Raw genomic sequence first — 23,117 nt, forward strand, 5'->3', positions numbered from 1 at the left:
CCTTTTCTCGTTATCTGTTCCGTGCCCTATTTAACCTGCAGCACAGCGCCCCTGTCAGCCGATGTCACAAGGGATGCGTACCTTGCCAGGTAGCCCGTTGTCACCTGAGGTGTCCTTGGCTGCCACTTTGCCTTTCTCGCAGCCATCTCTTCATCCGGAACCAGGACATTCATCTGATGGTTGTCAATATCAATGGAAATGATGTCGCCTTCCTCCACAAGGGCAATGGGTCCGCCCACAGCCGCCTCAGGAGAAGTATGGCCGATGGATGCCCCCCTGGATGCGCCTGAGAAACGTCCGTCCGTAATCAGGGCCACGGATGAGCCAAGTCCCATGCCCGCAATGGCGGAAGTGGGATTGAGCATCTCCCTCATGCCCGGGCCGCCCTTTGGTCCCTCGTAACGGATGACCACCACGTCCCCCGCCTTGATCTTGCCGCCCTTGATGGCGTCAATGGCGTCCTCCTCGCAGTCAAACACCCTTGCAGGCCCTTCATGCTTCAGCATCTCAGGGGCCACTGCGGAACGTTTCACAACCGCGGAATCCGGAGCCAGGTTGCCTCTTAGGATGGCGATACCGCCGGTCTCACTGTATGGGTCCTCCACCGGACGGATGACATCCGGGTTCTTGTTGACACAGCCCTTTATGTTCTCGCCCACGGTCTTACCCGTGACGGTCATGCAGTCCAGGTTAAGAAGGCCCTTCTTGCTGATCTCATTCATGACAGCGTAGATGCCGCCGGCTTCATTCAAATCTTCTATATAAGTAGGTCCTGCCGGCGCCAGATGGCACAGGTTCGGTGTCTTTGCACTGATTTCATTGGCAATGTCCACGTTCAGCTCAACCCCTGCCTCATGGGCAATGGCCGGAAGATGGAGCATGCTGTTGGTGGAGCAGCCCAGAGCCATATCCATGGTCAGGGCGTTCATGAACGCTTCCCTGGTCATGATGTCCTTTGGACGGATATCCTGCCGGTACATCTCCATCACCTGCATCCCTGCATGCTTTGCCAGCTTGATGCGCTCGGAATATACGGCGGGAATGGTCCCGTTGCCCTTCAGCCCCATGCCCAGCACCTCTGTCAGGCAGTTCATGCTGTTGGCAGTGTACATGCCGGAACAGGAACCGCAGGTAGGACATGCCTTGTTCTCAAATTCCCTTACGTCCTCCTCCGACATATTGCCCGCGGCATATGCGCCCACAGCCTCGAACATGCTGGAAAGGCTGGTCTTGTGGCCCTTAACATGGCCTGCCAGCATGGGGCCGCCGCTGACAAATACGGTGGGCACATTAATCCTGGCCGCCGCCATCAGAAGGCCGGGGACATTCTTATCGCAGTTGGGAATCATGACCAGGGCGTCAAACTGATGGGCCAGGGCCATGCATTCGGTGGAATCCGCAATCAGGTCCCTGGTCACCAGGGAATACTTCATCCCGATGTGGCCCATGGCAATGCCGTCGCACACCGCAATGGCCGGGAACACCACCGGGGTGCCGCCTGCCATGGCAACACCCAGCTTCACTGCCTCAACAATCTTATCCAGGTTCATATGGCCGGGAACAATCTCATTATAGGAACTTACAATGCCCACCATGGGCTTCTTCATCTCTTCTTCCGTCATACCAAGGGCGTTGAACAGGGACCTGTGGGGCGCCTGCTGCATACCTGTCTTCACTGCATCACTTTTCATGTTGTATCCCCTTTCACTTATCTGGTTCTATCTTATCCGTCATCCTCACCGTCTACCGGATACGCCCCGCAATCAGATCCCCCATGGCCGCGGTTCCCACCCGGGTGCATCCCTCCGACATGATATCCCCTGTCCTGTACCCGTCCGTGAGCACGGACTGCACGGCTGCCTCAATGGCGTCCGCTTCCTTATCCAGGTCAAAGGAATATCTTAAAAGCATGGCCGCCGACAGTATGGTTGCCAGCGGATTGGCAATATCCTTACCCGCAATATCCGGGGCCGATCCATGGCTTGGCTCGTAAAGGCCGAACCTGCTCTCATTCATGCTGGCGCTGGACAGCATTCCGATGGATCCGGTAATCATGCTGGCCTCATCCGAAAGGATATCGCCGAACATGTTCTCCGTAAGGATTACGTCAAACTGGCCCGGGTTCATGACCAGCTGCATGGCGCAGTTGTCAACCAGCATATGGGAAAGCTCCACTTCCGGGTAATCCTTTGCAACCTCTTCCACCACCTTGCGCCATAACCGGGAGGAATCCAGCACATTGGCCTTATCCACGCTGGTTACCTTCTTCCTGCGCTTCATGGCAATGTCAAATGCCTTGACGGCAATACGCCTGATTTCCTTTTCATTGTATGTAAGGGTGTCGGTTGCCGTCATCAGGCCGTCCACCTCTTTGGTCCACCTGTCACCAAAATAAAGGCCGCCTGTCAGTTCCCTCATGATGACCATGTCAAACCCGTTGCCGATGATTTCCTTCTTAAGGGGGCAGGCCTCCGCCAGTTCCTTATAGAGGTAAGCAGGACGGATGTTGGCAAACAGCCCCAGTCCCTTGCGGATGGCCAGAAGACCTGCCTCGGGTCTCAGATCAGGCGCCACGTCATACCATCTGGAGTTGCCCACATCGCCACCCACCGCGCCTAACAGCACCGCGTCGCTCTTTCTTGCCGTCTCCAGGGCCTCCTCTGTCAGCGGGACCCCATAGGCATCGATGGAACAGCCGCCCATCAGGATCTCTGTATAGTCAAAGGTGTGTCCGTAGACCGCTCCCACCTTATCCATGACCTTTTTTGCTTCCCTTACAATCTCCGGTCCGATTCCGTCACCCGGAATCACAGTAACATTATAATCCATCTTGCATATCTCCCCTGTCTTCTATTCTCTCTGGTTATGGTTATCCAGAATAATACGATTTCTTACAATCATATATCATTTAAAGTCTTATTTCAACCTTTCACGATTATTTTCCCCATAGTCAAATATACAAGTTTGGAATTATTGACATGAACAAAAGTTATGGCTCCCCCTCTTTTTCCTCTAACTGATACAGGATTTCCCAGTACCTGTCCTGCATTTCCTGGTACTTTTCCAGAAGCGGGCCTGTCTTTTCCCGAACCGAATCCATGATCTCATCATAGCGTTCCACCAGCAGTCCCACAATCCCGCTGTCCAACAGTCCCTGCTCCGCCATGCCGGTCAGGACGCCCAGGGTCCTGTTCTTGGAATAAGCCCCTTTGTAACTCCTGGTGCCTGTAAGGGCGCTGACAATATCTGCAATGGCCACGATCCTCTGCGGCACATTCAGGTCCGCTGCCCGGAGTCCCCTGGGGTAACCGGATCCATCCAGCTTCTCATGGTGGCGCAATGCGATGTTCTTCACCGCGTCCGAAACACTGTCCCCCAGGATATACTCTGTCAGGTTCACATGGTTCCTCATCACGTTCATGGCCTGGGGGCTCAGCTTCCCAGGGTATTCCAGGATTTCAACCGGTATGCCGATTTTCCCCAGGTCATGCAGCATGGCCCCGCACATGACGTCATTTACCGCATGCTTCTGTCCGCACAGCAGGATGGCCAGCTCGGAACTGATGACCGAGGTGGTTATGGTATGGGTAACCGTGTGGGGGCTTCTGAAATCAATGGCGTATATCAGCATCTGGAGGATGGACTCCTTCTCCTCCTCTGTAAACGGGACTGTTTCCATTATCCGGTCAAACTGGGGGGAAATCCCTATGTAATCGCAGGAAGGCGGGACCAGGGGCGTATCCAGCAGCAGGTCGATGACCTCTGAGGAGAACTTCCTGTCCCTCTCCCGCTCCAGGTAAGTGAGGAAGGGTTCCCTGCCCATGCGGTTCTTAGGATTCTCAAAGTAAATATCCAGGCGGTCCGCCAGCTGCAGCATCTGGGCCGCCTTCTTAACCGGTTCAGACACATCGTCCATGTTCTCCAGCTGTTTCCAGGAAGAGTGGTGGAACAGGACCACCTTGGACAGTTCCTTAAACAGTGAAAAATAATCCAGGAACAGATAGCCGTAAATGGAATGGTTCCAGACATGTTTTGTCTCAAACTCCACCATATGGTCAATTTCGTCTGTCTTGTACGCCCCGATGTCGTGAAGCACGGCCAGGGTGAGGAGGTTCCTCATCTGTACAGGGGTATATCCCCCCTCCGCCTTCATCATCTGGAACATGATATTGGCAACCCGCTCCCCATGGCCCATGAGCCTGGGATCCACCAAATTGAACGCGCGCTTGGCAATACTTATAATGTCCTTGTTGCTTACCGGAAGAATGTAATCGTACATGGACTTCCCTCTTTCCGGCTGTACCAGAACCCGGTTGCTGGCAGCCTGTTTTTTCATTTCCCTCCCTGTATTCTTACATAAAAGCAGGTATAAATCAACTAATATCGGAAAATATAACCAGTTTTCCCCCATATGGAAAATGCTGCAGAAGATGGAATCCATCCCTGCAGCATCCTGTCTGTCGCATATTCATTCATAAGGCCTGTCCTTACCGTGTCCTGAATGCCCCGGCGCCGCCGGCCCATCCTGGCCCTGTCTTCACCAGCCTGGCGCTACTGGATTATCTTAGCCCCGTCCTCACCAACCCAGTAATTGTCCGGCGTCATGCAGTTGACCTGCATATCCCCGTTCTCAGAACAGTAATACTCCTTGCCCTCCCACTGGATCCAGCCGGTCTGCATATAGCCCTGGGCATCAAAGAAATACCACTTGTCCCCAACCTGCTTCCAGGCATTGGCGGGATAGGTCCCGTCGCCGTTATCATACCACCATCTGCCGTTTTCCGGTGACTGGGCCCAGGCGCCGCTTCCTCCGGTGGGGTTATCCCTGAACTCCGCCGCCTTGTCCCCGGTTATATAGACACTGGCGGATTCAACCCATTCCCCTCTTTCACCATCCTCAAACCGGCTTACCGGGCGTACCTTTACGGTATAGGAGGTATCCCCCTTCGTCATCCGGTCGCGGCAGTTGCAGCTGTTGGTGTCCACCACCATGGAGGAACCCACGGCCTTGTCATCCCGGTAAATCCTCACTTCATAGCTTCCCGCAGCGCTGATGGCGTCCCAGGAGGCGATGCCGTTATCTGAAAGCTTCAGGTTCTCCACATCGCGGATTGCGGTCTGAAGGGACGGAAGCTCCACATCCATAAGCAGGGTGGAACTGGAATCCTGGCGGGTGGCCTTGATGAACGTGGCTCCCCCTTTTAAGGTAATCTTGTCCTTTGGAAGGGACTGGAAATAATAATCATCCTCCGCGGTCAGTGTGATCTGGATCCTGGGCACCGAATCATCCCGCCACTCAAAATCGTCATTCAATATGTCATATCCGTCCACGGAATACTTGTTGCTGTTGCTCTCAATCTCGATTTCCTCCTGGCCGAAATCCGTCTCCGGCTGGATGTTGGCTTTAATGGTCAGGGAGATGGACTTAATCGCCTTACGGCTGGCAGCATAGGACGGCACGGCCATGGATGCGGCCATCACGCCTGCCAGCAGTCCAAGGACCACCCTTTTCTTCATACGAAACATGATACTCCTCCTTTACAAACTCAGTCATACCCTTACTTTATCCAGATTCACATGGTATGTCAATAAAGATTTCCTTACAATTCCCATATGGTAAAAAGCCCTACTGCACCTCCCTGATAAGGCAATACTGCTTTAATGGGAAATGCTTCTGGACCACGCCAAAGACCTTGAACCCAAAATGCTCATAAAGGGGCACATTGTCCGGGTTATGGGTTTCCAGGGATATCATCAAACCGTGGTTTTTGGCATATCGGATCACCTCCTCAAGAAGCATGGCCCCCAGCCCGTGGTGCTGCATGCTGGGGCGCACCGCCAGATAGATGATATGCAGCCGGTTCTCCTGGTGCAGCTGGGCCGTCCACCTGGAATTCAGGTAATCCCTTCCCTGCACGAAATTCCACAGCGTCTTAAGGCTTGGGTCCTCCTTGATCAGGTACTCGTCCGTGCGGATACGCGCCCATGCCTCCGTGAGATAATATGTAAACGGATTATACGGTTCCGATTCATCCGAAACCACCAGCAGGGCATTCATATCCGGGCTGTCCGAATAGATCTCACATGTTTCAAAGAATTCCGTCAGGTCACATTCGAACAGCTCCGGCATCAGCCGTGTCCTTGTCTCCTGGTCCGGTATCAGCCTGCAGTACAGCGGGTCACTTAAAAAGCATTGTGTCAGCAATTCCTCCAGTTTAGGGAAATCTTCCTTCCCAACCCTGTAAAGCTTCTGGCTTTCCATAATAAAATCCTACCTCTTTTCCTCTCTTCGTATCATCCGGCCTGTCATGCCAGATCCATGCAGCCCATAAGCGCCTGGGCCATTTTTTCCACACAGGCCGTCATATATTTAATATCATCCCTGTAGCACAGCGCCTGCCGCCCCGCCACCTGCTTGAGGGTCTGCATTTCCCCCTCAAGGTCCGGCGCTCCTTCGCAGCTTTTTGCCTTAAGCCCTGTGACAAGTCCAAACAGGTTCTCATGGTGGACAATCCTGCCAGCCCCCCATTTCAGCCGGCCGGCGGGCTGGTCCAGCACATATTCCGTAAAGTAGCAGAACACCTCCCTGTCAAACAGGAACGCGTACCTGTTATTATCAATCCCATACACCGCTTCCAGCGCTCCCCGCACATCCCCTGTCCCAAGACAGTCCATTGCCCTTGAGACAGCCTTCAGGTTGTTCTGGACCGCTTCCTGGGGGAACAGCACCTCATCATGCCAGTTCAGGCGGACAAAATAGTCCTGTTCCTTCCTGAACGCCCCCAGAAGCGCCCTGTTAAGTTCCCGGCAGGAGGCGGCAAGGCGCCCGGCTTCCTCCTCCCTGCCGGACCTGAGCATTTCCCTGTAACAGCGGTTCTTATCCTTAATGATATCATACAGTCTCCCGCCAAGTGCGGCGGTCCGGTCAATGGCGGCAAAGAGTGTCTTCCGGTCCGCGCCTGTCCTTTCGCACGTTCCAGGGTCCACGCTCTCCTTAACCGCTTCAAACAGGCGTCTGAAATCCAGAGGGACCACCGCCGTCCGGTCCAGGGCAAGGACCAGCCTCCCATACAGTTCATGGTGGAACCGGTACACGGGTTCCTGGTAAAAATTCTCATTGTCATACTGGGAATGATAATGGGTTTCCATGAATTCCCCTGCGCTGAAGTCATTGACCATGGAAGGGATTCCCGCAATGGCCATGGAAAAATCGTCGGACCAGGTCTGGATCGGATACACCACCTCCACCCCGTCCGGGTAGGCCTGCCCGTCCGCCTTTATCCCGCAGAGGAACTCCTCCAGGAAATCCACGTATTCATAGGTGCAGCGCACCCCATCCTTCCTGCCGTGGGCATGGGCCGGCAATTCAAAGTTCAAATCCGCGATTACCTGGCCCTGCCAGCCGGGACAGGCCGTAAACACCTGCTCATAAGCCCCGGTGGACCAGTCATACTTGGATCCGGCCACGCCCCACTCTTCCGCGGCCATGGCACAGAAAACCAATGTCTTCCTCGGCCTGTAGCCGATGGCAAGGATGGCCCTTGCAATCCCAAGCATCATGGCCACGGCCGCGTTATCGTCCTGGAACCCGCTGAAGTAGGAGTCATAATGGGCGGACAGAAGTATCTTCCCATCTTCCTCCTGGCCGGGTATGCATCCCACGATATTATAATCCCCACACCCACGTGTTACCGTGGAGCACGCATCGAACATCACCCGGGCTTCATTATCAATCATGGAGGCCCGGATGATATCCGCATCTGCCCTGGAGATGGAAAATGCAGCCGCATCCTCAGGCCCCGCGATGTCCTGGGCATTGAGGGCCGTGTCATGGATTTCCCCATACCCCTGTTCCTGGACCGCCACCAGGGCCGCGGCCCCCTTAATATGGGCCTGGTACACGGGGAAATTAATCCACCACCCGTCCCGCTGGTTGATATCTATCAGCACCAGCTTCCCTTCCACATCCACGTTCCGGTAGGACTCCGCCGTTCCCTTACCCAGATAGACCATGGAAAATGCCTCAAAACCATGGGTATGGAAATCAGTCTGGTAGGCCCCCAGCTGAAACTCATGCTCCTGCCCCTGTCCGTCCGTGAAACGCATCACGGCCTTCTCAAATTCCCAGCCGTCCACCCGGATCCTGTCCTTATGCACATCACGCAGTCCCAGGGCCTGCATTTCCCGTAAAAGCATTTCCCCGGTTTCCCACTCCGCCCTGGAACCCGCGGTCCGGTAGCCCAGCACGGCATTGGTCTTAAATGCCTCCATCCGTCTGGCCAGCCCGTAGGAATAATCCGTGTCCACGGCCAGGGCCAGGGCTTCTTCCCATTCCTCCAATGTCCTCACGTTCCATCACCTCTAAGTCAAATCATGAACATACCGCGGGGCAGACCTGATATCCTTCCTCCTCCAGGGCCTTGAGGGCCTGGTCAAATTGAGCGCCTTTGGTCAGGACATAATCCGTGTTGTAGGTTGACACCACAAAAATGCCGATTTCCTGCCTGGCAAGTATGTCCGATATCCTGGCAAGTATGCCAATCAGGGAGAAATCCAGTTCCCCCTGAATCCGGAACGCCTTAAAGCCATCCTCCCTGGAAACCGTAGTCTGGGGAACGTCCCCTGTCCTGCATACCAGCGACAGCTCCTCATCTGTCTTCCCGATGAAATAAAAATCCCGGTCCAGGTTTACCTGGGATAAATCCTCAACCTTGCATACTGAAAAATCCCCGTCAATCACTTTTATTTCCATTTATGATCCTCTCCCTTCCATATGTCTGATTCCCGGCACGGTGCTTCTTCCCATCACGCGTCCAGGGCACCCCCCGGCAGTTCCATCTCATCCCGCATTCCCACGAACCCGTACTTTTCATACAACGGCCTGCCCATACTGGTGGCTTCCAGCGTAATGAATGGGATACCGGCCCGCCTGGCCTCCTTCACTAACAGATCCAGCGTATGATACGCGATCCCCTGCCTCCGGTAATCCGGGTGGGTATACATGTTCATGATGTACGCCTTCCAGCCCGTGGGATTATGGCAGGTGGGCATGACCCGGTAGAAGCTGACACCTCCCGCCCCTGCAAACCGGTCCCCGTCAAAGACCAGATAGGCGGTGTGGGTGCCGTCCCTAAGGGCCTGCGCATAATAGTCATACGATTCCTGCCTGACCTTTGACATATCAACTGTCTCATCCAGATGGTTGGCCGCCCTCAGCACCTGGATCCTCGTCTCAGTCAGCATGTCCAGGTCCCGGATGCCTGCCTTTCTATATAATAGGTCCATTGATGATTCCCTCCTGTGCGCCCGATATTGTCATCCCCTATTATACCTGATAGCCGGACGAATGCATAGTATTGGCTGCATCTTACAGGACAAAAAAACACCCAGCCGCCTGCGTGCTGGATGAAATCATCGTATCCTCCTATGTTTCCCACCTTTATAATACCACAAAAACAGCTGATATACAAGACTTGTAATGACATCGCGGCAGCCGTATAATGAGTTTCCACTATAAGGAGGAGGCGTATATGCAAGAGAACAGAACCATCTACGAAATACTGCTTCAGGAAAAGGAGAAGCAGGAACTGGCAGACCTTGTTTCATTCAATCAGAAGACGGAATCCTTCGGACTGTCCCTGTCGCAAAAAGAGGCCCGCGAACTGGCTGCATGCAGGAACGAAAGCCTTAGGAAATGGCGGCGCGTGGAATTTGGGAAGAGCATCCTTACATCCCTCATCTGGACTTTCTGCGATTCCCCGTATCTGAATCAGGACAACTATGCCGAAACGCTCCAACAGCTTCAGGATATCTTCTATGAATTTAAAAATGAGACCTCGGACCGGATGACGGACCAGGAACTCCTGAATTTCATGCGGGAGCAGTTTGACGGCGTGTGCTTTGGCGATGCCAGCTACCTGGAGGAAACATGCCTTAGCCGTCTGGCCGCCGGGATAAGGGCCGGATACACCGGCTTCCATGGCACGGACGGACGCGGTTCCTATCATGGCTTCAACCAGGAAACGCGCTGGGATGCAGACTTATATATGGAAGCGCTGAAAGACCTGTGCTGGCGGTAACCCGGGGAATCATTGCATTTCCCACGACCTGACAAAAAGGAGGAATACAATTGAATTATCAGATTGAACAGCTTCTGCCCCTGGCCGCAGAACTGGCTGACCGCTACACGTCTAAGGAAAGCAGTTCCGTGACCTACGAAACAGCAGGCGCCCTGATGGAAGCCGTGCTGTACTGCATGAAAGAATGCGGGAACGAGGGAAATGCAGTCATAAGCCCGGGCCATATGCCCGGGGCACGGGAGATTTACCGGCGGGGCGCCGGACTGGTCATGGAAAAGGCGCGCAGGGCCAGGGTTCTCTATGATGCCATCATCCGGGATTTTGAGGACTATGGGTGTATGAATTACCGGGACACCATCCAAAAAGGCATGCCGGAATTCTTCCTGCATTATGACCCGGTCTTTGCTCCCGGCAGACATATACTGAGCCTGGACTATCCCCTGCTGTGCGGCAATCCTCCCTTATGCGGGGTTGACCTGATCTTCGGGTACCTGAAGGGGATATGGACCGAGATGCAGTTCCTGAACCGCTTCCATCCCGATGCGGTCCGCCGGATCCTCAGCCAGATATCGCCGGAATATAAGGAGCTGTACCTGGATAACCTGTGCAGCCCCGTGCTTCTCCATGTGGTGGGATGCGTGCTTTCCAAACAGGCCCCGGATGACCCGGTGCCGGTACAGCCCCACCCCGGCAGGATCCGCGCAAGGTTCAGCCGTGCGGGCATGGACGGAATCACTGCCTGTGTCACCTCTGCAATCCACGAGGCTGCCGGGTATGGGGCTGCGGGACATACGGCCGCGGACCGGCCGCCGGCCGCCTATTTTGAAAAAGCCGCCCCGGGCTACGCTGCCCGGATAAAAAACGGAATTGACAACAATTGCCTGGACGCGGTATTTTTCATGGACATGCCTTCCTCCGGTCCAGAAGCTCCGTAAATGTCCCGATTGAGGTATTCGCCACCAGCTCCAAGGGAAAATCCACTTCCCGAAGCACCTCTGCCGCCTGGTCAAATACGCCAACAGCCCCGGCGTAATGGGCATCCGTGCCAAGGGTGACATGAACCTCATACTGTCTGCACAGCTCCAGCATGGCCTTCATGTTCTCCCTGGTATTCAGGCGGTAAAATGCAGTTTTTACAGATGAATTGTTGATTTCCAGCAGGACCTTCTGCTCCTTTGCTTTTTTCACCAGGCGTTCAAAGTCCACCGGGATATAACCGTCCTCCGGGTGACCGATGATATTGACATAAGGGTTTTCCATTGCCTTTAGATAAGCCTGGGTATTCTCCTCCATGGTCCCGGCATTGGTACAGGCCGTATGGAAACTGGCAATGCATATATCCTGCCGTTTCAGGATATCCTCATCCAGATCCACATTCCCCTCAAAGTCCAGTATGTTAAGTTCCACTCCATAAAGCATGCGTACCCCATGCATTTCCTTTGGAAGCACATGATAGTTCATAAAATGCAGCCTGTCGCTGGAGTCGGCCAGGGCAGGCCCATGGTCCGTGATTGCCAGCAGTAAAAGCCCCCTGTCCCCGGCGGCCTTTGCCATTTCCGCTACCGTGGAATAGGCGTGGGCGCTGGCAATGGTATGCGTATGTGTATCTAAAACAAATCCCATTTCCTTACCTCCTAAAATAAAACCGCACCCTTACGTCCCTAAAACGTCAGGGTGCCCAGGATACGGCCATTGGCAAAGGTTTCGCTTCTGCACATCCTGACCATCCCATCTTCCATCCTGTAAACATTAAAACCATACTTTTCCTGGAAACGCACCTGTCCCCCGCCCATGTCATCCCCGCAAAAGGACAGGCTGTCCGCTACATGGCAGGAACGCCCCGCCGCCTGGCCCGCATGATGATGGTGGGTGTGGCCGCAGAGGATCAAGCAGACCCCGCTGTTCCCAATCAGCGACAACAGCTTCCCGCTTTCAGGCAGGGGCGGGATCTGTCCCTGTTCAGGCAGCAGATGATGATGGGTCACCAGTATGGACGGATTCCTGCCCACTGCATCCAAAGCCCGCTCAAGCCACGCCGCCTGCCTGTCATCCATACGGCCGTCCGGCACTCCCTGGACCGAGGTGTCAAAGGCAATCACGGCCGTGCCGCCCACCCAACGGATTGTATTGTATGGGGCAGAACCCATTTCCTCCAGCCAGCCTTCCCGGAAACTCCTTTTATTATCGTGGTTCCCCAGTGTCACCACCAGGGGGATATCCCCTACCCTCTCCCGTATATGATGTTTCAGGCACCGGTAATCCTCCGCCGTCCCATCCTCAGTCAAATCCCCGGTGATGACCACAAGGTCGATTGTTTTCCAGTCCCTGGCCGCCCTGTCCAGACAGTCATCCAGAAAAACCAGGGGATTCTGCATGGCGGACAGCATGGCCTGATATCCGTCCGGCCCGGCCAACCGGCCCCCACTTTCATGTTGCTTATCTTCACCGTCCGCCCGGCCCCGGTCCGCCTCTTTCCGGCGGCCCAATTCCCTCCGGTAATGGATGTCCGACAGATGTAAAATGTACATTTCCTATAACCTTCCTTTTATTTCAGCTTCTTGCGGATAAATCCGGCCAGGCTGTCAATGGCAAACACTGCCACAACCACGCCTATAAGTATGACACTCACCTTATCCCAGTTCCTGGCCTGGATGGCAAATACCAGCGGCGCCCCGATGCCTCCCGCCCCCACCAGTCCCAGGGTGGAAGCGCTTCTCACCGCAATCTCAAAATGGTTCAGGGAAAGGGAGCTGTATATGGGCATCAGCTGCGGTATCCTTGCAAAGAACATGGTCTGCCAGAATCCGGCGCCCACAGCGGTCATGGCTTCCACCGGACTTTCCTCCATGGCCTCCATCTCCTCCGTGTACAGCTTGCCCAGCATCCCGATCTGATGGACGCCAATGGCCAGCACGCCTGCAAACGGCCCCGGTCCCACCATCTTCACAAAGATGATGGCATAGACCAGTTCAGGAAATGCCCTCAGCACATTGCAGACAGACTTTCCCGCCTTGGATACCCACGGGCAGGAGCGCCATAAATTGGCAGAACTTAAAAGCGTGATAGGCAGGGCCAGGACCGTTGCGATGGCCGTGCCTAAAAAGGCAATTCCCAGTGTCAGCAGCAGAAGGCTTAATAAATCCTCCCCGCTTCCGTCATAAACATATGCCCAGGCCGGTCTTGCCAGCCCCCGGAACACATCCCCTGCCATGGAAGGGGAGAAATACGCCAGGCCCGAATAATCAATGCCAGCCGCAGAATAAACCAGGACTGCCAGCACCACCGCGGCAATCATCCACTGTTTCCTTGTCCTCTTATCTGTCATCATGCCAGCCTCCTTCTGATTGCTTCACTGAGGCCGTCCACTGCCGCCACCACCACAAGGATCAGGAGAATGATGATGGACACCCGGTCATACTGGAGCAGGGCCAGGGATGAATTGAGGATGATTCCGATTCCTCCGGCCCCCACATAGCCCAGCACCGCGGAGGCCCGCACATTCACTTCCAGGGCATAAAAGGTATAGCCCGCCACCTGGCTCATGATCTGGGGCGCCACGGACCAGAACGCAACCTGCACCTTATTGGCACCCACGGAAACCGCCGCCTCGACAGGCCCCTCGTCAATGGCTTCAATGGCCTCATACACCAGCTGTGAGACCAGGCCGAAGGTGAACACGGCAATGGTCATGACACCGGTAAATTCCCCGATTCCCACAATGGCAACCATCAGCGCCGCCAGCAGCAGGTTGGGTATGGTGCGCACGATATCCAGGAAAAACCGGATGGCTGAGGTGACCACGCGGTTTCCTGTCACCACCGTGGTTCCCAGGAATGCCACCGGCACCGCAAACAGCACCCCAAGGGCTGTCCCCACCACCGACATCTGAAGGGTGGAAATCATAGGGCCTATAAGTCTGGGAATATATGTAAAATCCGGTCTCAGGAAACGCGACAGGAATCCCGACATCTGCTCCAGGTTCCCAAACACGTCCAGGATATCCGCTTCCGTAACAGCCGCGCTTGCAGCAACGCACAGACCGATGACAAGCGCGATGAACAGATGCTTATACCAGTTAAAATGAATGGTATCTTTAAGCTTCATCGCCAGCCCCTTCCTTTTCTTTTCCGATATCCCTGCCGTAAATCCGTTTCAGTTCCCCTGCCGTCAGCTCCTCCGGCGTCCCGTCGAAAATCACCCGTCCGCCCTGAAAGCCCAGTATCCTCCCTGCAAACTCCTTTGCCAGTTCCACGGAGTGGATGTTGATGATGACCGTCTTTTCCATATTCCGGTTAATCTGCCTCAGGTCTTCCAGAATCTTCCTGGTGGTCACCGGGTCCAGGGATGCCACCGGCTCGTCGGCAAGGATGATATCCGCCTGCTGGACCAGGGTCCTGGCAATGGATACCCGCTGCTGCTGTCCGCCGGAAAGCTCATCGCTTCTGGAGTGGAGCTTGTCCAACAGCCCTACCTTTTCCAAAGCCTCGCTGGCCAGCCGATAATCTTCCTTGGAAAATATCCCCAGGATGCTTTTCCAGGTGGGGTAATATCCCAGGCGGCCTGAAAGGACATTCTTCTGCACCGTGCTCCGTTTGACCAGGTTAAATGTCTGGGATATCATTCCGATATGGCGGCGGATGACCCTGAGCTGCTTCTTACCGGCACTGGTCACCGAAACACCGTTAATGCGGATATCCCCTTCCGTGATATCGTGGAGACGGTTGATGGCCCGCAAGAAGGTGCTCTTACCTGCACCGCTGAGGCCGATGACAGCCACAAACTCGCCGTCCCCAATGGTTAAGTCCACCTGGTCCAATCCCTTTACCCCATTGCCGTAAGTCTTGGATACATGCTCAAATGTAATCATGACGCGTCCCTTTCCAGCCAATCCTACTCAGCTGCCTTTGCCGTATAGTCCTTTACCGTATCGTAAACGGAATCATCCGCTTCCTCATACCCCTTGTGGTTCCACAAAGACATGGCCTCCTGGCCCGCCTCATCATCCTTCATGTTCAGGAACACTTCCCTGACCTTTGCCTTTAACTCCGGCTCCATCCCTGTCCGGACCGCAATGGCGTCATTGGGAATGTCCCCCTCCGTGAGGTAGAGCACCCTCAGGTCCTTAAGCAGGTCCTGGTCTGAGAACTTGGACGCAAACACGTTCCTGGCTCCCTCAAATACAAAACATGCATCCTGCTGTCCGCTTAACACAGCCGTCATCTCGCTTGGGATATCGTTGACCGTGGTCAGGGTGCAGTCCTTGGCCGGATCCATACCCAGGTCCTTCATCTCCGCAACCGGATAGATATAGCCGCTGGCTGAATTAGGGCTTAATGTGGCAATCCTTTTCCCCTTTAAATCCTCCAGCGTCTGAAGGTCGCTGTCTGCCCTGACAAGCACCTCTCCCTTAAATGTGCCGCTGAGCTTCCCCTCCTCAGGAAGACCTGTCTCATGGTTGTAAGCGCCAAGCTGTGAAGTGAGGATTGCTTCTGCCGCCTTCTGGTCCCTTGCCTGCACATATGCGGCAGGAGGCATGATCCCGATATCCACCTTTCCCGAAGCCATGGCTTCCACAATGGTGGAGTAATCCGTTGCCAGCGTCACATTTACCTTGCATCCCAGTTTCCCGGACAGGTATTGTGCGAATGGCTTTGCCTTTGCCTCCATGGAACCGTCGTTATTCGTTGGCACGAACTGGACGTTCAGCTCCTTTGCGTCTGCCGACGCCTCCTTTTTACCACATCCCGCCAATGTCAGCAGGCTTAACCCCAGTGCTGCCATACAGACCACAACCTTCTTTTTCATGTCCCTGTTTCTCCTTTCGATGATACCGCTGTTTTCTTTGTCTGTTTCAATGTAGTTCACAGCAAGTATATCAGACTGTCTCAGGAACGCAAAATGACCTATGTCACATTTTGTACAATGTTTACCTGCATTTTACCCCAATTTTCCAAAAAACGCCTTCCCGCTCTTGCGGCATGCCCCGGCGTTGACTATAATGGGGGAAGCAGGACATGAAACGAAAGGGGGAGGACAGACATGAAACGGGACCACGATGAGAAAAAACTGCATTCCTATATCCGGGACAACCATCTTGAGACATATATGTCTGCCGATATTTTCTCCATCTCGGAGCTGCTCCTGTTTGACAAGAACGAATACCTGGTGGAAGCCGGATACCCGGCCGACTACCTGTGCTTCCTTGTGAACGGCGAGGTCATCATTTCCGCCTGCTCCACCAATGATAAGAGCACCTGTATCAGCTACTGCCACCAGTTCACCATTATCGGCGAGGCAGCATCCCTCTGGCAGATGGCGCCCTGCCGCAGCGTAAGGGCCATGACCCGTTGCACCTGCATCGGCATCAACCTGACAAAGTACCGCCAGCTTCTGCTCAATGACCTGCTGTTCCTCCAGAATATATGCCAGATCCTCACCTGCAAGCTGAACACGGAAAACGAACTTTCCCAGACCCTGTCCGACCCACTGGAGGTACGGCTCTCCCGCTTTATCCTGGAATACTCCATCGGCCAGATGTTCACCTTCCAGCTGACCAACTGTGCGGATATCCTCAACACCAGCTACCGCCATCTCTTACGGATGTTAAAATGCTTCTGCGCCATGGGGATCTTAAAGAAGGCCAGGAACTGCTATGTCATCATGGACGGGACTCGGCTGGGGGAGATTGCGAACGGGACACTGGTGATAGGTAATCCCCAGCCTTAAAAGGCGGGAATGGGGATTCAAATACGCCCTGACATAAAAAAGGCCTCCGGCGCGCCGCCCTGTCCGGGCGGTCTGCGTGGGGAGACCTTTTATTCCATCTGTCATGCGGGATACCTGGATACGGTTCCCCTATCAACATCTTATGATGCCTCATCTACCCAGATTGGGCTGGTCCAGGCCATGTGCCCGTCTTCTTGGACAACCCTTACGTAATAGTAGTCATCCTTCTTCCATTCCACATCCCTGTATGAGAAGTCACAGCGCCCGTCCCCGGTTTCCCGTTCCGTCAGCACCTGGTTGTCCTTTATAAGCTGTACCCGGCCTTTTCCTGTTCCAAGGGCGCTGACATCCAGAAGGACAGGCTCATCCGCGGGCACGGAAATTTCCTGGCCCATGTGGGCGGTCCCTATCTTGAGGGAAGCGAGGATCCTGGCCCCTGTGGTAGCACAGGTGAAACGGTCATACATGGCGTCATAGATGCTTTCCCTAGTAAACTCCCTGGCAAACACCGCGAAAATCCCGCCTTCAATCCCATGCTCCATCTGATGGGAATCACTTCCTGCCGTAAAGCCGATGCGGTATTTCCTTGCCAGCGCATCCTGCACCCCGTGGCCTTCCAGCTTGCCTATGTTCTTCGTATAGACGGAAGTGCTTTCAAAGTCCTCAAAATTGGCGTGGCGTGAAAATATCTCCACCAGGCGCTGGATCCCAGGGTCATGGAAATCCCAGTCCGTGGCAGCGCTGACCAGCCCCCACAAGGCCGCCGGATGGTGCGGGAATGCCATGGCGTCATACTGCTTCAGGCTTTCAAACAGCTGGAACGGCGTCATTCCTTCTATGTCGCCGGAACGGAAAATATCGCCCTCATCCCCGCGGTAATAGATATTCTTATGTCCGTAATCATACTTATATTCGTTCGGCGTCCACTCATAGGCCAGCAGGCATGACAGCTCCCCGTCCGTGTTCATCAGACGGTTGGTCGTCCTCATCCACTCCCACTCGGACTGGGATATCCAGTCAGGATAGCAGTCATGGTCTGTTAGGGCCGTGAAATCCAGGCCCGCCCTGGCCTTTGCGTAGTGGTAATACTGGTCGATTTCCCCAACCCCATCCGAAATCCCGCTCTGTCCATGGATATCCCCGAACAACAGCTTCATGCCGCCGTACCCGTTCTTCTCCATCCAGGCCTCCATCTCCTCCTCCGTCCTGGCCGGGAATTCCTTGTTCCCCAAAATGGGCTGTACAAAATGGTCGATGGATTGTTCCACTTCCCGGTCAAAATGCGGCCCTGCCTCATCCACGTTCATGACATGGTACACAATGCTTGCATTGCGGTCCATGTGTCCGTTTTTATATGCAAACTGCCACAGGAGATGGATGTTGTCATCCTCGTCCACCATAACAGCCGGGTGGACCGCGCAGTGGCTGTCATCATAGGACATGACCACGGGTTCCGACCACTCCTGCCCCTTTAAACGGTACCGCACATTAATATTATATTTTCCCCATGTATAGGCAAATACACACGTGCCCTTGCGGTTGGATGCCGCAGAGATATCATGATACCAGTTCTTGTTGGAGGAAAGGGCCTTCGCCTCCCCTGCCGTCACCATTCCATCCTCCGCCCCCACATCTGCGGTGCAGTATGAAAACCCAGCCAGGTCCCCATATTCATACCAGCACACGGCCGCGCCCCGGGCCTGGGCGGATACCACCGGGCGGGAAGCCCACTGTCCGCCTGTATTGACGCGTGTTTCCCCGCTCCAGCCCGCCTCTGTCCTGACCCTTACAAGGACATCATAGCGGTTCCCGTCAAAGGAATCGTATGCTATGTACAGGTTGCCGTCGCCGCCCCGGCAGCCCGTGGGCCGGTAGGCTTTCCCTGCCAGGGACACCACCTCCTTTGATGAAATGCCGTCCTCATCAACCCAGCACAGGACGCAGCCGCTGTATCCCTTTCCCTGTTCATTGAATACAAGGGCCAGGCGCCCGTCCGCTTCAAAAAGGAACGGATAAAACAATGCCTCACCCCGGGCCGCAGTCATGATTGGGCTGTAGCTTCCCTGCTTATGATACCTTAACAGGATCTTCCATTCCCCGTCCCCACACTCCGACCATGCGTACCAGACAGTATCCCCCGCCGCACAGACAACGGGCCTGAGGGCCTCCCCCTCTCCCGACAGCCTGGTCTTTCCCCCGACCGCGCCGTCCTCCAGATACCCGGCGTAGACGGCATCGTGCCTGTTCTTAAACTCCTGCCAGCAGACATGGCACTTCCCGTCCCTTCCCATGGCAATCCCGGGATACTGGCTGCTGCTCTTTTTTATATCCGTCAGTTCAAAGCTTCTATTTTTTGTCCAACCGCCCATATCTGTCTCCGTTTCATGCATTTAAGCTGCTATATTCCTTCATGGCCCTTTCCTTCAGGGACCTGGTGTGCAGATTTTCCTCATCCTCATATTCCGGGAACACCCTATCCCCGTCCGTGTAGAAATACATGGTATCCCTGCCCATCTCCTTCCCGCGTCTGGTGTGCTTATCCAGCGCGTAATCCGGTACGTCAATCACGTGCCCCCTGTCGTATTTGAGCATCTGGAGGTTCTGGTAATAGCTGCTGGAACGCTCCTTGGGGCATCTGCACAGATAGCGGATGGCCTGGATAAAGGGCAGCTGCCTGTCCCCATTGTCACGCTCAAACAGGTCCTTTGCCTGATAATATGAATACACGATATTCACGGCCTGCAGGTCCCCGAAACCGATGTCCTCCATGGCAATCATGATAAGCCTCCTCCACATCACATGCTCCAGCTCCCTGCTGGTCAGGTACAGCTCATAAGCAGCATCCACCGCGTCCTCCTCCAGTCCTCTCCTGACCGCCTTCTGAAGCATGGATATTATCTCATCCGCAGTAAGGCCGTTTACGGTTTTGGCATTTTCCCATGGGTTTACAGCATTTGTTTTTGGCATAATAATCAGTCTCCTTCTCATTCATTTCATTCTCATTCATCTCAATTTATCCCTTCAGCGCTCCGGCGCTGATTCCTTTTTCCACCTTCTCCTGTGCAAACAGGTAAAACAGCACGGTAGGTATGATGCACATCAGGACAGCCGCAAAGATAACGGAATAATAGGTCCCGAAATCACCTTTAAAGTTCAGCAGGGCCACTGAAATGGTCCTGTTCTGTTTCTTGGATATAAGCACATTCGCCAGCGCCAGTTCGTTGTATACGGAAAGGAAGGCCACAATGGCGCAGGTGGCAATGCTGGGCTTTGCAATGGGCACGATTATCCGGAAAACCGTCTGAAGCAGCCCGCATCCGTCAATGGCAGCAGATTCATCCAGTTCCCTGCTTATCTCCGAGAATGCGCCTGTCATGATAAAAAACGTCATGGGCATATTGATGCCCGCATAAAGCAGGACCAGCACCAGCAGGTTGTCCTGCCCGTGTATCAGGTTCACGCCCTGTACGATGGGCACAATGGCGCATTGGACAGGAACCATCAGCGCCGCCATGAAGTACAGGGTAACCGTATTGGTAAATAATATCTTTTGCCTGGCAACCACATAGGAAAGCGGTATCACCAGCAGAAGCATGATGCTGATGGCCCCCACGGAAATGGCCAGGGAGTTAAATATGGCCCGCAGGATACCCGACATGGCATTGGCTGTCATGAAATTCCCAAACCGCGGGGAAAACGTGGGCACAAAATAATTGGAAAAAATCTCACTATCCTCCTTTACCGATGAAATCACGGTAAAGTACAGGGGAAATGCAGCCGTCAGCAGCCACAGCACGGCCAGGCTCCAGTATACGGCGCGGCCCGCAGTTAATTTCCTCATATCAGGCGTCCCTCCTTCTTTTCCCTGAACAGGGCATTCACAACAATGGTAATCAGCAGGCAGAATACCACGGTCATTACGGCGATTGCATTGGCATACCCAAACTTACTGTGTGAAAATGCAGCCGTATAAAGCAGGGTGCTGGGCAGCTGCGTGGCGTTGCCAGGTCCTCCGCCGGTCAGTGACATCAGCAGGTCAAACACCTTAAAGGATCCGGTCAGTACCAGGATGACGGAAATCTTCAGCGTCCCCTTCATCATTGGAAGTGTGATATACCTCAGTTTCTCCCACGGCGTCACACCGTCAATCACGGCGGCCTCATAGACATCCGTGGGCAGGGCTGCCATCCCGGCGGAAAGGAGTATCATCTGGAATCCCACGTCGCACCATACGTGGACAAAAGCCACGGTCCACATGGCGGTATTGATATTCCCCAGCAGGTTCACATTTTCCGCAATCCGCAGATGGTTCAGGATTGCCGGCACCGGCCCGATTTTGGGAAAGCAGAGAAAGGTGAACATCAGGCCTATGGCCACACGGTTAATCAGCACCGGCATGAAATACACCACCCGGAACAGCCGTTTCCCGCAAAAGGTCCTGTTGATGACCGTTGCCAGGAAAAAGGCAATGGGTATGGTACAGAACAATCCCGCGGCCATGAGGATTGCAATATTCTTAATTGCATAAGCTGCCGCATAATCCGTAAAAAAGTTCTGGTAATTGGCAAGCCTGACAAACTGCCTGGGTGAATCCGGCACCCCGTTCCATTCAAAAAATGAAGTCGCCAGCATATTGAATATGGGGTAAATGATCACACAGGAGTATACCAACAGCGCAGGCAGCGCCAGCAGGACAGCTTCCCCACGGACCTTCTTCCTTTTTCTCCTACCACGTTCCATAGATACCCCCATTTATTTCCCGAATGCCTTCTGGTATTCCGTATTCAGCGTCCCGGCAATATCCTCAGCGCTTCTTCCCACAAACAGCGTCTGCAGTTCCGAGGCGGTCAGGTCCGCAATCACCGGGTCGTTGCAGTAGGCGGTCAGCATGGCCGTTATATCGCTGCAGTTCTTATATTCCTCCATGAAATCCGCCATGATATTCCCCACCTTGTCCTGATCAAACTCCACTTCCAGCGGATAGGCCCCGCCTCCCATGGTCCCGGCATACTGGTTGAAGGTTTCCTGTGAAAGCATGAATGTAAACAGCTTTACCGCCGCATCATATTCCCTGGTCCCTGGTTTGGAGCCGATACAGAGCCCTTCAAAATAGTCCGTGAACCAAATATCCTTATATTCCGGCTTATCTTCAAACCCAAAGACATTGACACATATCACATCCTGGCTGTTGGACATATCCTGGATCTTAGCAAACTGGTAGCTTACCTCGAACATGACCGCCACCTTTCCCTGCTCAAAATCAGACATGACGTTATCATAAGCAAAGGAAATTGCATCCGGGCCGAACATCCCCATATCAACATAGGATTTAAACTTATCCAGCACAGCCATGACCTGAGGGTCATTCCAGTCCACCTTGCCATCCATGAACTTCTTCTGGAAATCCATGCCATACATCTTCATTCCCAGCATGGTGTAGAACTGGATGCATTTGGGCTTATTCTTGGCGGAAAGCCCCACCGGCGTTATGCCGTCCTCTATCAGCGGCCCTGCAATGGCCTCCATGTCCTCCCATGTCCGGGGGACTTTAAGCCCCTTTTCCTCCAGAAGCTTCGTGTTGATGAACATCTGTATGGTTGCCAGATTATTGGGTACCCCGTATACGCCTTCCAGCCCCCTGTCCTTAAACTCATACCCCAGGAAAAACTTAGGGTCGGACGGTCCGGTCCAGTCCGGCGACTGTATCAGGGACTCCACATTGGCAATTGCCCCATTTTTCGCCAAATCGTATCTCGGCATCTCATAGGAACATGCAAATACATCCGGGGCCGCTCCTGCGGCAATCAGGGATTTCATCTTGGATATGTAGGCATCGGAATCCGTTACCGAGATATCCTCGATTTCCACATCCGGATTCTGGCTTCTGAACTCATCCAGCTTGTCCATGAAAAACTTGGCCCGCTTATCCTCTGGATTGGTATATCTGGAAAGATAGGTCAGCCTGACCTTACCCTGCCCGCCGCCATCCTGTTTACTTCCATCCTGTCCGCTTCCATCCACAGACGCCTCTTTTCCATCTCCGGTTCCCGCTGCATTTCCTCCCGATGATGCGCCGCCGCATGCTGTCAGCGAAAATGCCATGCTCATGGCCAGTGCCACACTAAGCAGTTTCTTCATTTTATTTACCTCCTGGTATACAATAGGGACATGTCCTGTTTCAGTAAATCCACTATACCACAGGAGCGGAAGGACAGACATGGAAATTTTTTCGGTGCCTTGTACTTTTATTCACTCTTTGTTTTTCCATTGAAAACCAGCAGGGCTGCTGATATAATTTCCATATAAATCATT

At 54.0% G+C, this 23,117-nt stretch carries 22 protein-coding genes; 3 read left to right on the plus strand and 19 right to left on the minus strand.

What is annotated here, in order from left to right:
• Nucleotides 1–26: 26 nt before the first annotated feature.
• From ilvD to MCJ35_RS19685, 8 genes are all read right to left on the minus strand, one after another.
• The gene (ilvD, locus tag MCJ35_RS19650; RefSeq protein ID WP_025485741.1) at nt 27–1,691 is read right to left on the minus strand and encodes a dihydroxy-acid dehydratase; all 1,665 of its coding nucleotides are present in this window, start codon (nt 1,689–1,691) and stop codon (nt 27–29) included.
• A 52-nt stretch (nt 1,692–1,743) separates the two neighbouring features.
• Complete coding sequence (gene leuB, locus MCJ35_RS19655) at nt 1,744–2,829, minus strand: 3-isopropylmalate dehydrogenase (RefSeq protein WP_025485739.1); 1,086 nt, start codon at nt 2,827–2,829, stop codon at nt 1,744–1,746.
• Between the two features lie 160 nt (nt 2,830–2,989).
• Nucleotides 2,990–4,336, minus strand: a complete 1,347-nt coding sequence (locus MCJ35_RS19660; RefSeq protein ID WP_330507694.1) for an HD-GYP domain-containing protein — start codon at nt 4,334–4,336, stop codon at nt 2,990–2,992.
• Between the two features lie 215 nt (nt 4,337–4,551).
• On the minus strand, nt 4,552–5,526 hold the full coding sequence (locus tag MCJ35_RS19665; protein ID WP_008719491.1) for a hypothetical protein: 975 nt from the start codon (nt 5,524–5,526) through the stop codon (nt 4,552–4,554).
• Nucleotides 5,527–5,626: 100 nt separating this feature from the next.
• On the minus strand, nt 5,627–6,262 hold the full coding sequence (locus MCJ35_RS19670) for a GNAT family N-acetyltransferase (RefSeq protein WP_008719493.1): 636 nt from the start codon (nt 6,260–6,262) through the stop codon (nt 5,627–5,629).
• 44 nt (nt 6,263–6,306) lie between these two features.
• Nucleotides 6,307–8,349: a M28 family peptidase gene (locus MCJ35_RS19675; RefSeq protein WP_025485735.1), complete on the minus strand. Its 2,043-nt coding sequence runs from the start codon at nt 8,347–8,349 to the stop codon at nt 6,307–6,309.
• A 22-nt stretch (nt 8,350–8,371) separates the two neighbouring features.
• Entirely contained in the window at nt 8,372–8,752 is a 381-nt protein-coding gene (locus tag MCJ35_RS19680) for an ACT domain-containing protein (protein ID WP_025485734.1), read from the minus strand.
• 53 nt (nt 8,753–8,805) lie between these two features.
• Nucleotides 8,806–9,285 (minus strand): GNAT family N-acetyltransferase, encoded by a 480-nt coding sequence (locus MCJ35_RS19685; RefSeq protein WP_025485733.1) that lies wholly within the window; start codon nt 9,283–9,285, stop codon nt 8,806–8,808.
• Nucleotides 9,286–9,530: 245 nt separating this feature from the next.
• Between MCJ35_RS19685 and MCJ35_RS19690 the strand changes: the two genes are divergently transcribed.
• Both MCJ35_RS19690 and MCJ35_RS19695 read left to right on the plus strand, forming a co-directional pair.
• On the plus strand, nt 9,531–10,079 hold the full coding sequence (locus MCJ35_RS19690) for a DUF6323 family protein (RefSeq protein WP_025485732.1): 549 nt from the start codon (nt 9,531–9,533) through the stop codon (nt 10,077–10,079).
• 50 nt (nt 10,080–10,129) lie between these two features.
• On the plus strand, nt 10,130–11,014 hold the full coding sequence (locus MCJ35_RS19695) for a DUF6179 domain-containing protein (protein ID WP_025485731.1): 885 nt from the start codon (nt 10,130–10,132) through the stop codon (nt 11,012–11,014).
• On the opposite strand, the gene MCJ35_RS19700 is transcribed toward MCJ35_RS19695, so the two are convergent.
• The 6 genes from MCJ35_RS19700 to MCJ35_RS19725 are packed head-to-tail and all read right to left on the minus strand — an operon-like array spanning nt 10,977 to nt 15,884.
• Complete coding sequence (locus MCJ35_RS19700) at nt 10,977–11,702, minus strand: phosphatase (RefSeq protein WP_025485729.1); 726 nt, start codon at nt 11,700–11,702, stop codon at nt 10,977–10,979. The genes MCJ35_RS19695 and MCJ35_RS19700 overlap by 38 nt on opposite strands.
• Before the next feature lie 38 nt (nt 11,703–11,740).
• The gene (locus MCJ35_RS19705) at nt 11,741–12,607 is read right to left on the minus strand and encodes a metallophosphoesterase family protein (protein WP_025485728.1); all 867 of its coding nucleotides are present in this window, start codon (nt 12,605–12,607) and stop codon (nt 11,741–11,743) included.
• 17 nt (nt 12,608–12,624) lie between these two features.
• The gene (gene phnE, locus MCJ35_RS19710) at nt 12,625–13,407 is read right to left on the minus strand and encodes a phosphonate ABC transporter, permease protein PhnE (RefSeq protein WP_008719508.1); all 783 of its coding nucleotides are present in this window, start codon (nt 13,405–13,407) and stop codon (nt 12,625–12,627) included.
• Nucleotides 13,404–14,183 carry a phosphonate ABC transporter, permease protein PhnE gene (gene phnE / locus MCJ35_RS19715; RefSeq protein ID WP_008719510.1) on the minus strand — a complete coding sequence of 260 codons (780 nt, stop codon included), beginning with the start codon at nt 14,181–14,183 and terminating at the stop codon, nt 13,404–13,406. The genes phnE (MCJ35_RS19710) and phnE (MCJ35_RS19715) overlap by 4 nt, the downstream gene beginning before the upstream one ends.
• Nucleotides 14,173–14,946 carry a phosphonate ABC transporter ATP-binding protein gene (phnC, locus tag MCJ35_RS19720; protein WP_025485727.1) on the minus strand — a complete coding sequence of 258 codons (774 nt, stop codon included), beginning with the start codon at nt 14,944–14,946 and terminating at the stop codon, nt 14,173–14,175. Before phnC ends, phnE (MCJ35_RS19715) begins: the two co-directional genes overlap by 11 nt.
• Before the next feature lie 23 nt (nt 14,947–14,969).
• Nucleotides 14,970–15,884 carry a phosphate/phosphite/phosphonate ABC transporter substrate-binding protein gene (locus MCJ35_RS19725; RefSeq protein ID WP_025485726.1) on the minus strand — a complete coding sequence of 305 codons (915 nt, stop codon included), beginning with the start codon at nt 15,882–15,884 and terminating at the stop codon, nt 14,970–14,972.
• Between the two features lie 234 nt (nt 15,885–16,118).
• Between MCJ35_RS19725 and MCJ35_RS19730 the strand changes: the two genes are divergently transcribed.
• Nucleotides 16,119–16,805, plus strand: a complete 687-nt coding sequence (locus tag MCJ35_RS19730; RefSeq protein WP_008719515.1) for a cyclic nucleotide-binding domain-containing protein — start codon at nt 16,119–16,121, stop codon at nt 16,803–16,805.
• Between the two features lie 140 nt (nt 16,806–16,945).
• On the opposite strand, the gene MCJ35_RS19735 is transcribed toward MCJ35_RS19730, so the two are convergent.
• The 5 genes from MCJ35_RS19735 to MCJ35_RS19755 are packed head-to-tail and all read right to left on the minus strand — an operon-like array spanning nt 16,946 to nt 22,943.
• A complete protein-coding gene (locus MCJ35_RS19735; RefSeq protein ID WP_025485725.1) occupies nt 16,946–19,174 on the minus strand; it encodes a CehA/McbA family metallohydrolase in 2,229 nt (742 codons plus the stop codon).
• A 13-nt stretch (nt 19,175–19,187) separates the two neighbouring features.
• Nucleotides 19,188–19,772, minus strand: a complete 585-nt coding sequence (locus MCJ35_RS19740; protein WP_051400660.1) for an AAA family ATPase — start codon at nt 19,770–19,772, stop codon at nt 19,188–19,190.
• A 46-nt stretch (nt 19,773–19,818) separates the two neighbouring features.
• A complete protein-coding gene (locus MCJ35_RS19745; protein ID WP_025485723.1) occupies nt 19,819–20,646 on the minus strand; it encodes a carbohydrate ABC transporter permease in 828 nt (275 codons plus the stop codon).
• On the minus strand, nt 20,643–21,545 hold the full coding sequence (locus MCJ35_RS19750) for a carbohydrate ABC transporter permease (protein WP_025485722.1): 903 nt from the start codon (nt 21,543–21,545) through the stop codon (nt 20,643–20,645). The genes MCJ35_RS19745 and MCJ35_RS19750 overlap by 4 nt, the downstream gene beginning before the upstream one ends.
• A 12-nt stretch (nt 21,546–21,557) precedes the next feature.
• A complete protein-coding gene (locus MCJ35_RS19755) occupies nt 21,558–22,943 on the minus strand; it encodes an ABC transporter substrate-binding protein (RefSeq protein WP_025485721.1) in 1,386 nt (461 codons plus the stop codon).
• Between the last annotated feature and the right edge of the window lie 174 nt (nt 22,944–23,117).

Origin of the sequence: Enterocloster sp. OA13 (genome assembly GCF_022440595.1) — a bacterium.
In the GTDB taxonomy this organism is placed as follows: Bacteria; Bacillota; Clostridia; order Lachnospirales; family Lachnospiraceae; genus Enterocloster; species Enterocloster hominis.

Bases quoted from the DNA above. Each gene is read 5' to 3' on its own strand.
- MCJ35_RS19700 (WP_025485729.1), bottom strand. From the start codon at position 11,702: ATGGGATTTGTTTTAGATACACATACGCATACCATTGCCAGCGCCCAC.
- phnC (WP_025485727.1), bottom strand. From the start codon at position 14,946: ATGATTACATTTGAGCATGTATCCAAGACTTACGGCAATGGGGTAAAG.
- leuB (WP_025485739.1), bottom strand. From the start codon at position 2,829: ATGGATTATAATGTTACTGTGATTCCGGGTGACGGAATCGGACCGGAG.
- phnE (WP_008719510.1), bottom strand. From the start codon at position 14,183: ATGAAGCTTAAAGATACCATTCATTTTAACTGGTATAAGCATCTGTTC.
- MCJ35_RS19755 (WP_025485721.1), bottom strand. From the start codon at position 22,943: ATGAAGAAACTGCTTAGTGTGGCACTGGCCATGAGCATGGCATTTTCG.
- MCJ35_RS19705 (WP_025485728.1), bottom strand. From the start codon at position 12,607: ATGTACATTTTACATCTGTCGGACATCCATTACCGGAGGGAATTGGGC.
- MCJ35_RS19730 (WP_008719515.1), top strand. From the start codon at position 16,119: ATGAAACGGGACCACGATGAGAAAAAACTGCATTCCTATATCCGGGAC.
- MCJ35_RS19665 (WP_008719491.1), bottom strand. From the start codon at position 5,526: ATGTTTCGTATGAAGAAAAGGGTGGTCCTTGGACTGCTGGCAGGCGTG.
- MCJ35_RS19740 (WP_051400660.1), bottom strand. From the start codon at position 19,772: ATGCCAAAAACAAATGCTGTAAACCCATGGGAAAATGCCAAAACCGTA.
- MCJ35_RS19750 (WP_025485722.1), bottom strand. From the start codon at position 21,545: ATGGAACGTGGTAGGAGAAAAAGGAAGAAGGTCCGTGGGGAAGCTGTC.
- MCJ35_RS19670 (WP_008719493.1), bottom strand. From the start codon at position 6,262: ATGGAAAGCCAGAAGCTTTACAGGGTTGGGAAGGAAGATTTCCCTAAA.
- MCJ35_RS19725 (WP_025485726.1), bottom strand. From the start codon at position 15,884: ATGAAAAAGAAGGTTGTGGTCTGTATGGCAGCACTGGGGTTAAGCCTG.
- phnE (WP_008719508.1), bottom strand. From the start codon at position 13,407: ATGATGACAGATAAGAGGACAAGGAAACAGTGGATGATTGCCGCGGTG.
- MCJ35_RS19745 (WP_025485723.1), bottom strand. From the start codon at position 20,646: ATGAGGAAATTAACTGCGGGCCGCGCCGTATACTGGAGCCTGGCCGTG.
- MCJ35_RS19690 (WP_025485732.1), top strand. From the start codon at position 9,531: ATGCAAGAGAACAGAACCATCTACGAAATACTGCTTCAGGAAAAGGAG.
- MCJ35_RS19685 (WP_025485733.1), bottom strand. From the start codon at position 9,285: ATGGACCTATTATATAGAAAGGCAGGCATCCGGGACCTGGACATGCTG.
- MCJ35_RS19680 (WP_025485734.1), bottom strand. From the start codon at position 8,752: ATGGAAATAAAAGTGATTGACGGGGATTTTTCAGTATGCAAGGTTGAG.
- MCJ35_RS19735 (WP_025485725.1), bottom strand. From the start codon at position 19,174: ATGGGCGGTTGGACAAAAAATAGAAGCTTTGAACTGACGGATATAAAA.
- ilvD (WP_025485741.1), bottom strand. From the start codon at position 1,691: ATGAAAAGTGATGCAGTGAAGACAGGTATGCAGCAGGCGCCCCACAGG.
- MCJ35_RS19660 (WP_330507694.1), bottom strand. From the start codon at position 4,336: ATGAAAAAACAGGCTGCCAGCAACCGGGTTCTGGTACAGCCGGAAAGA.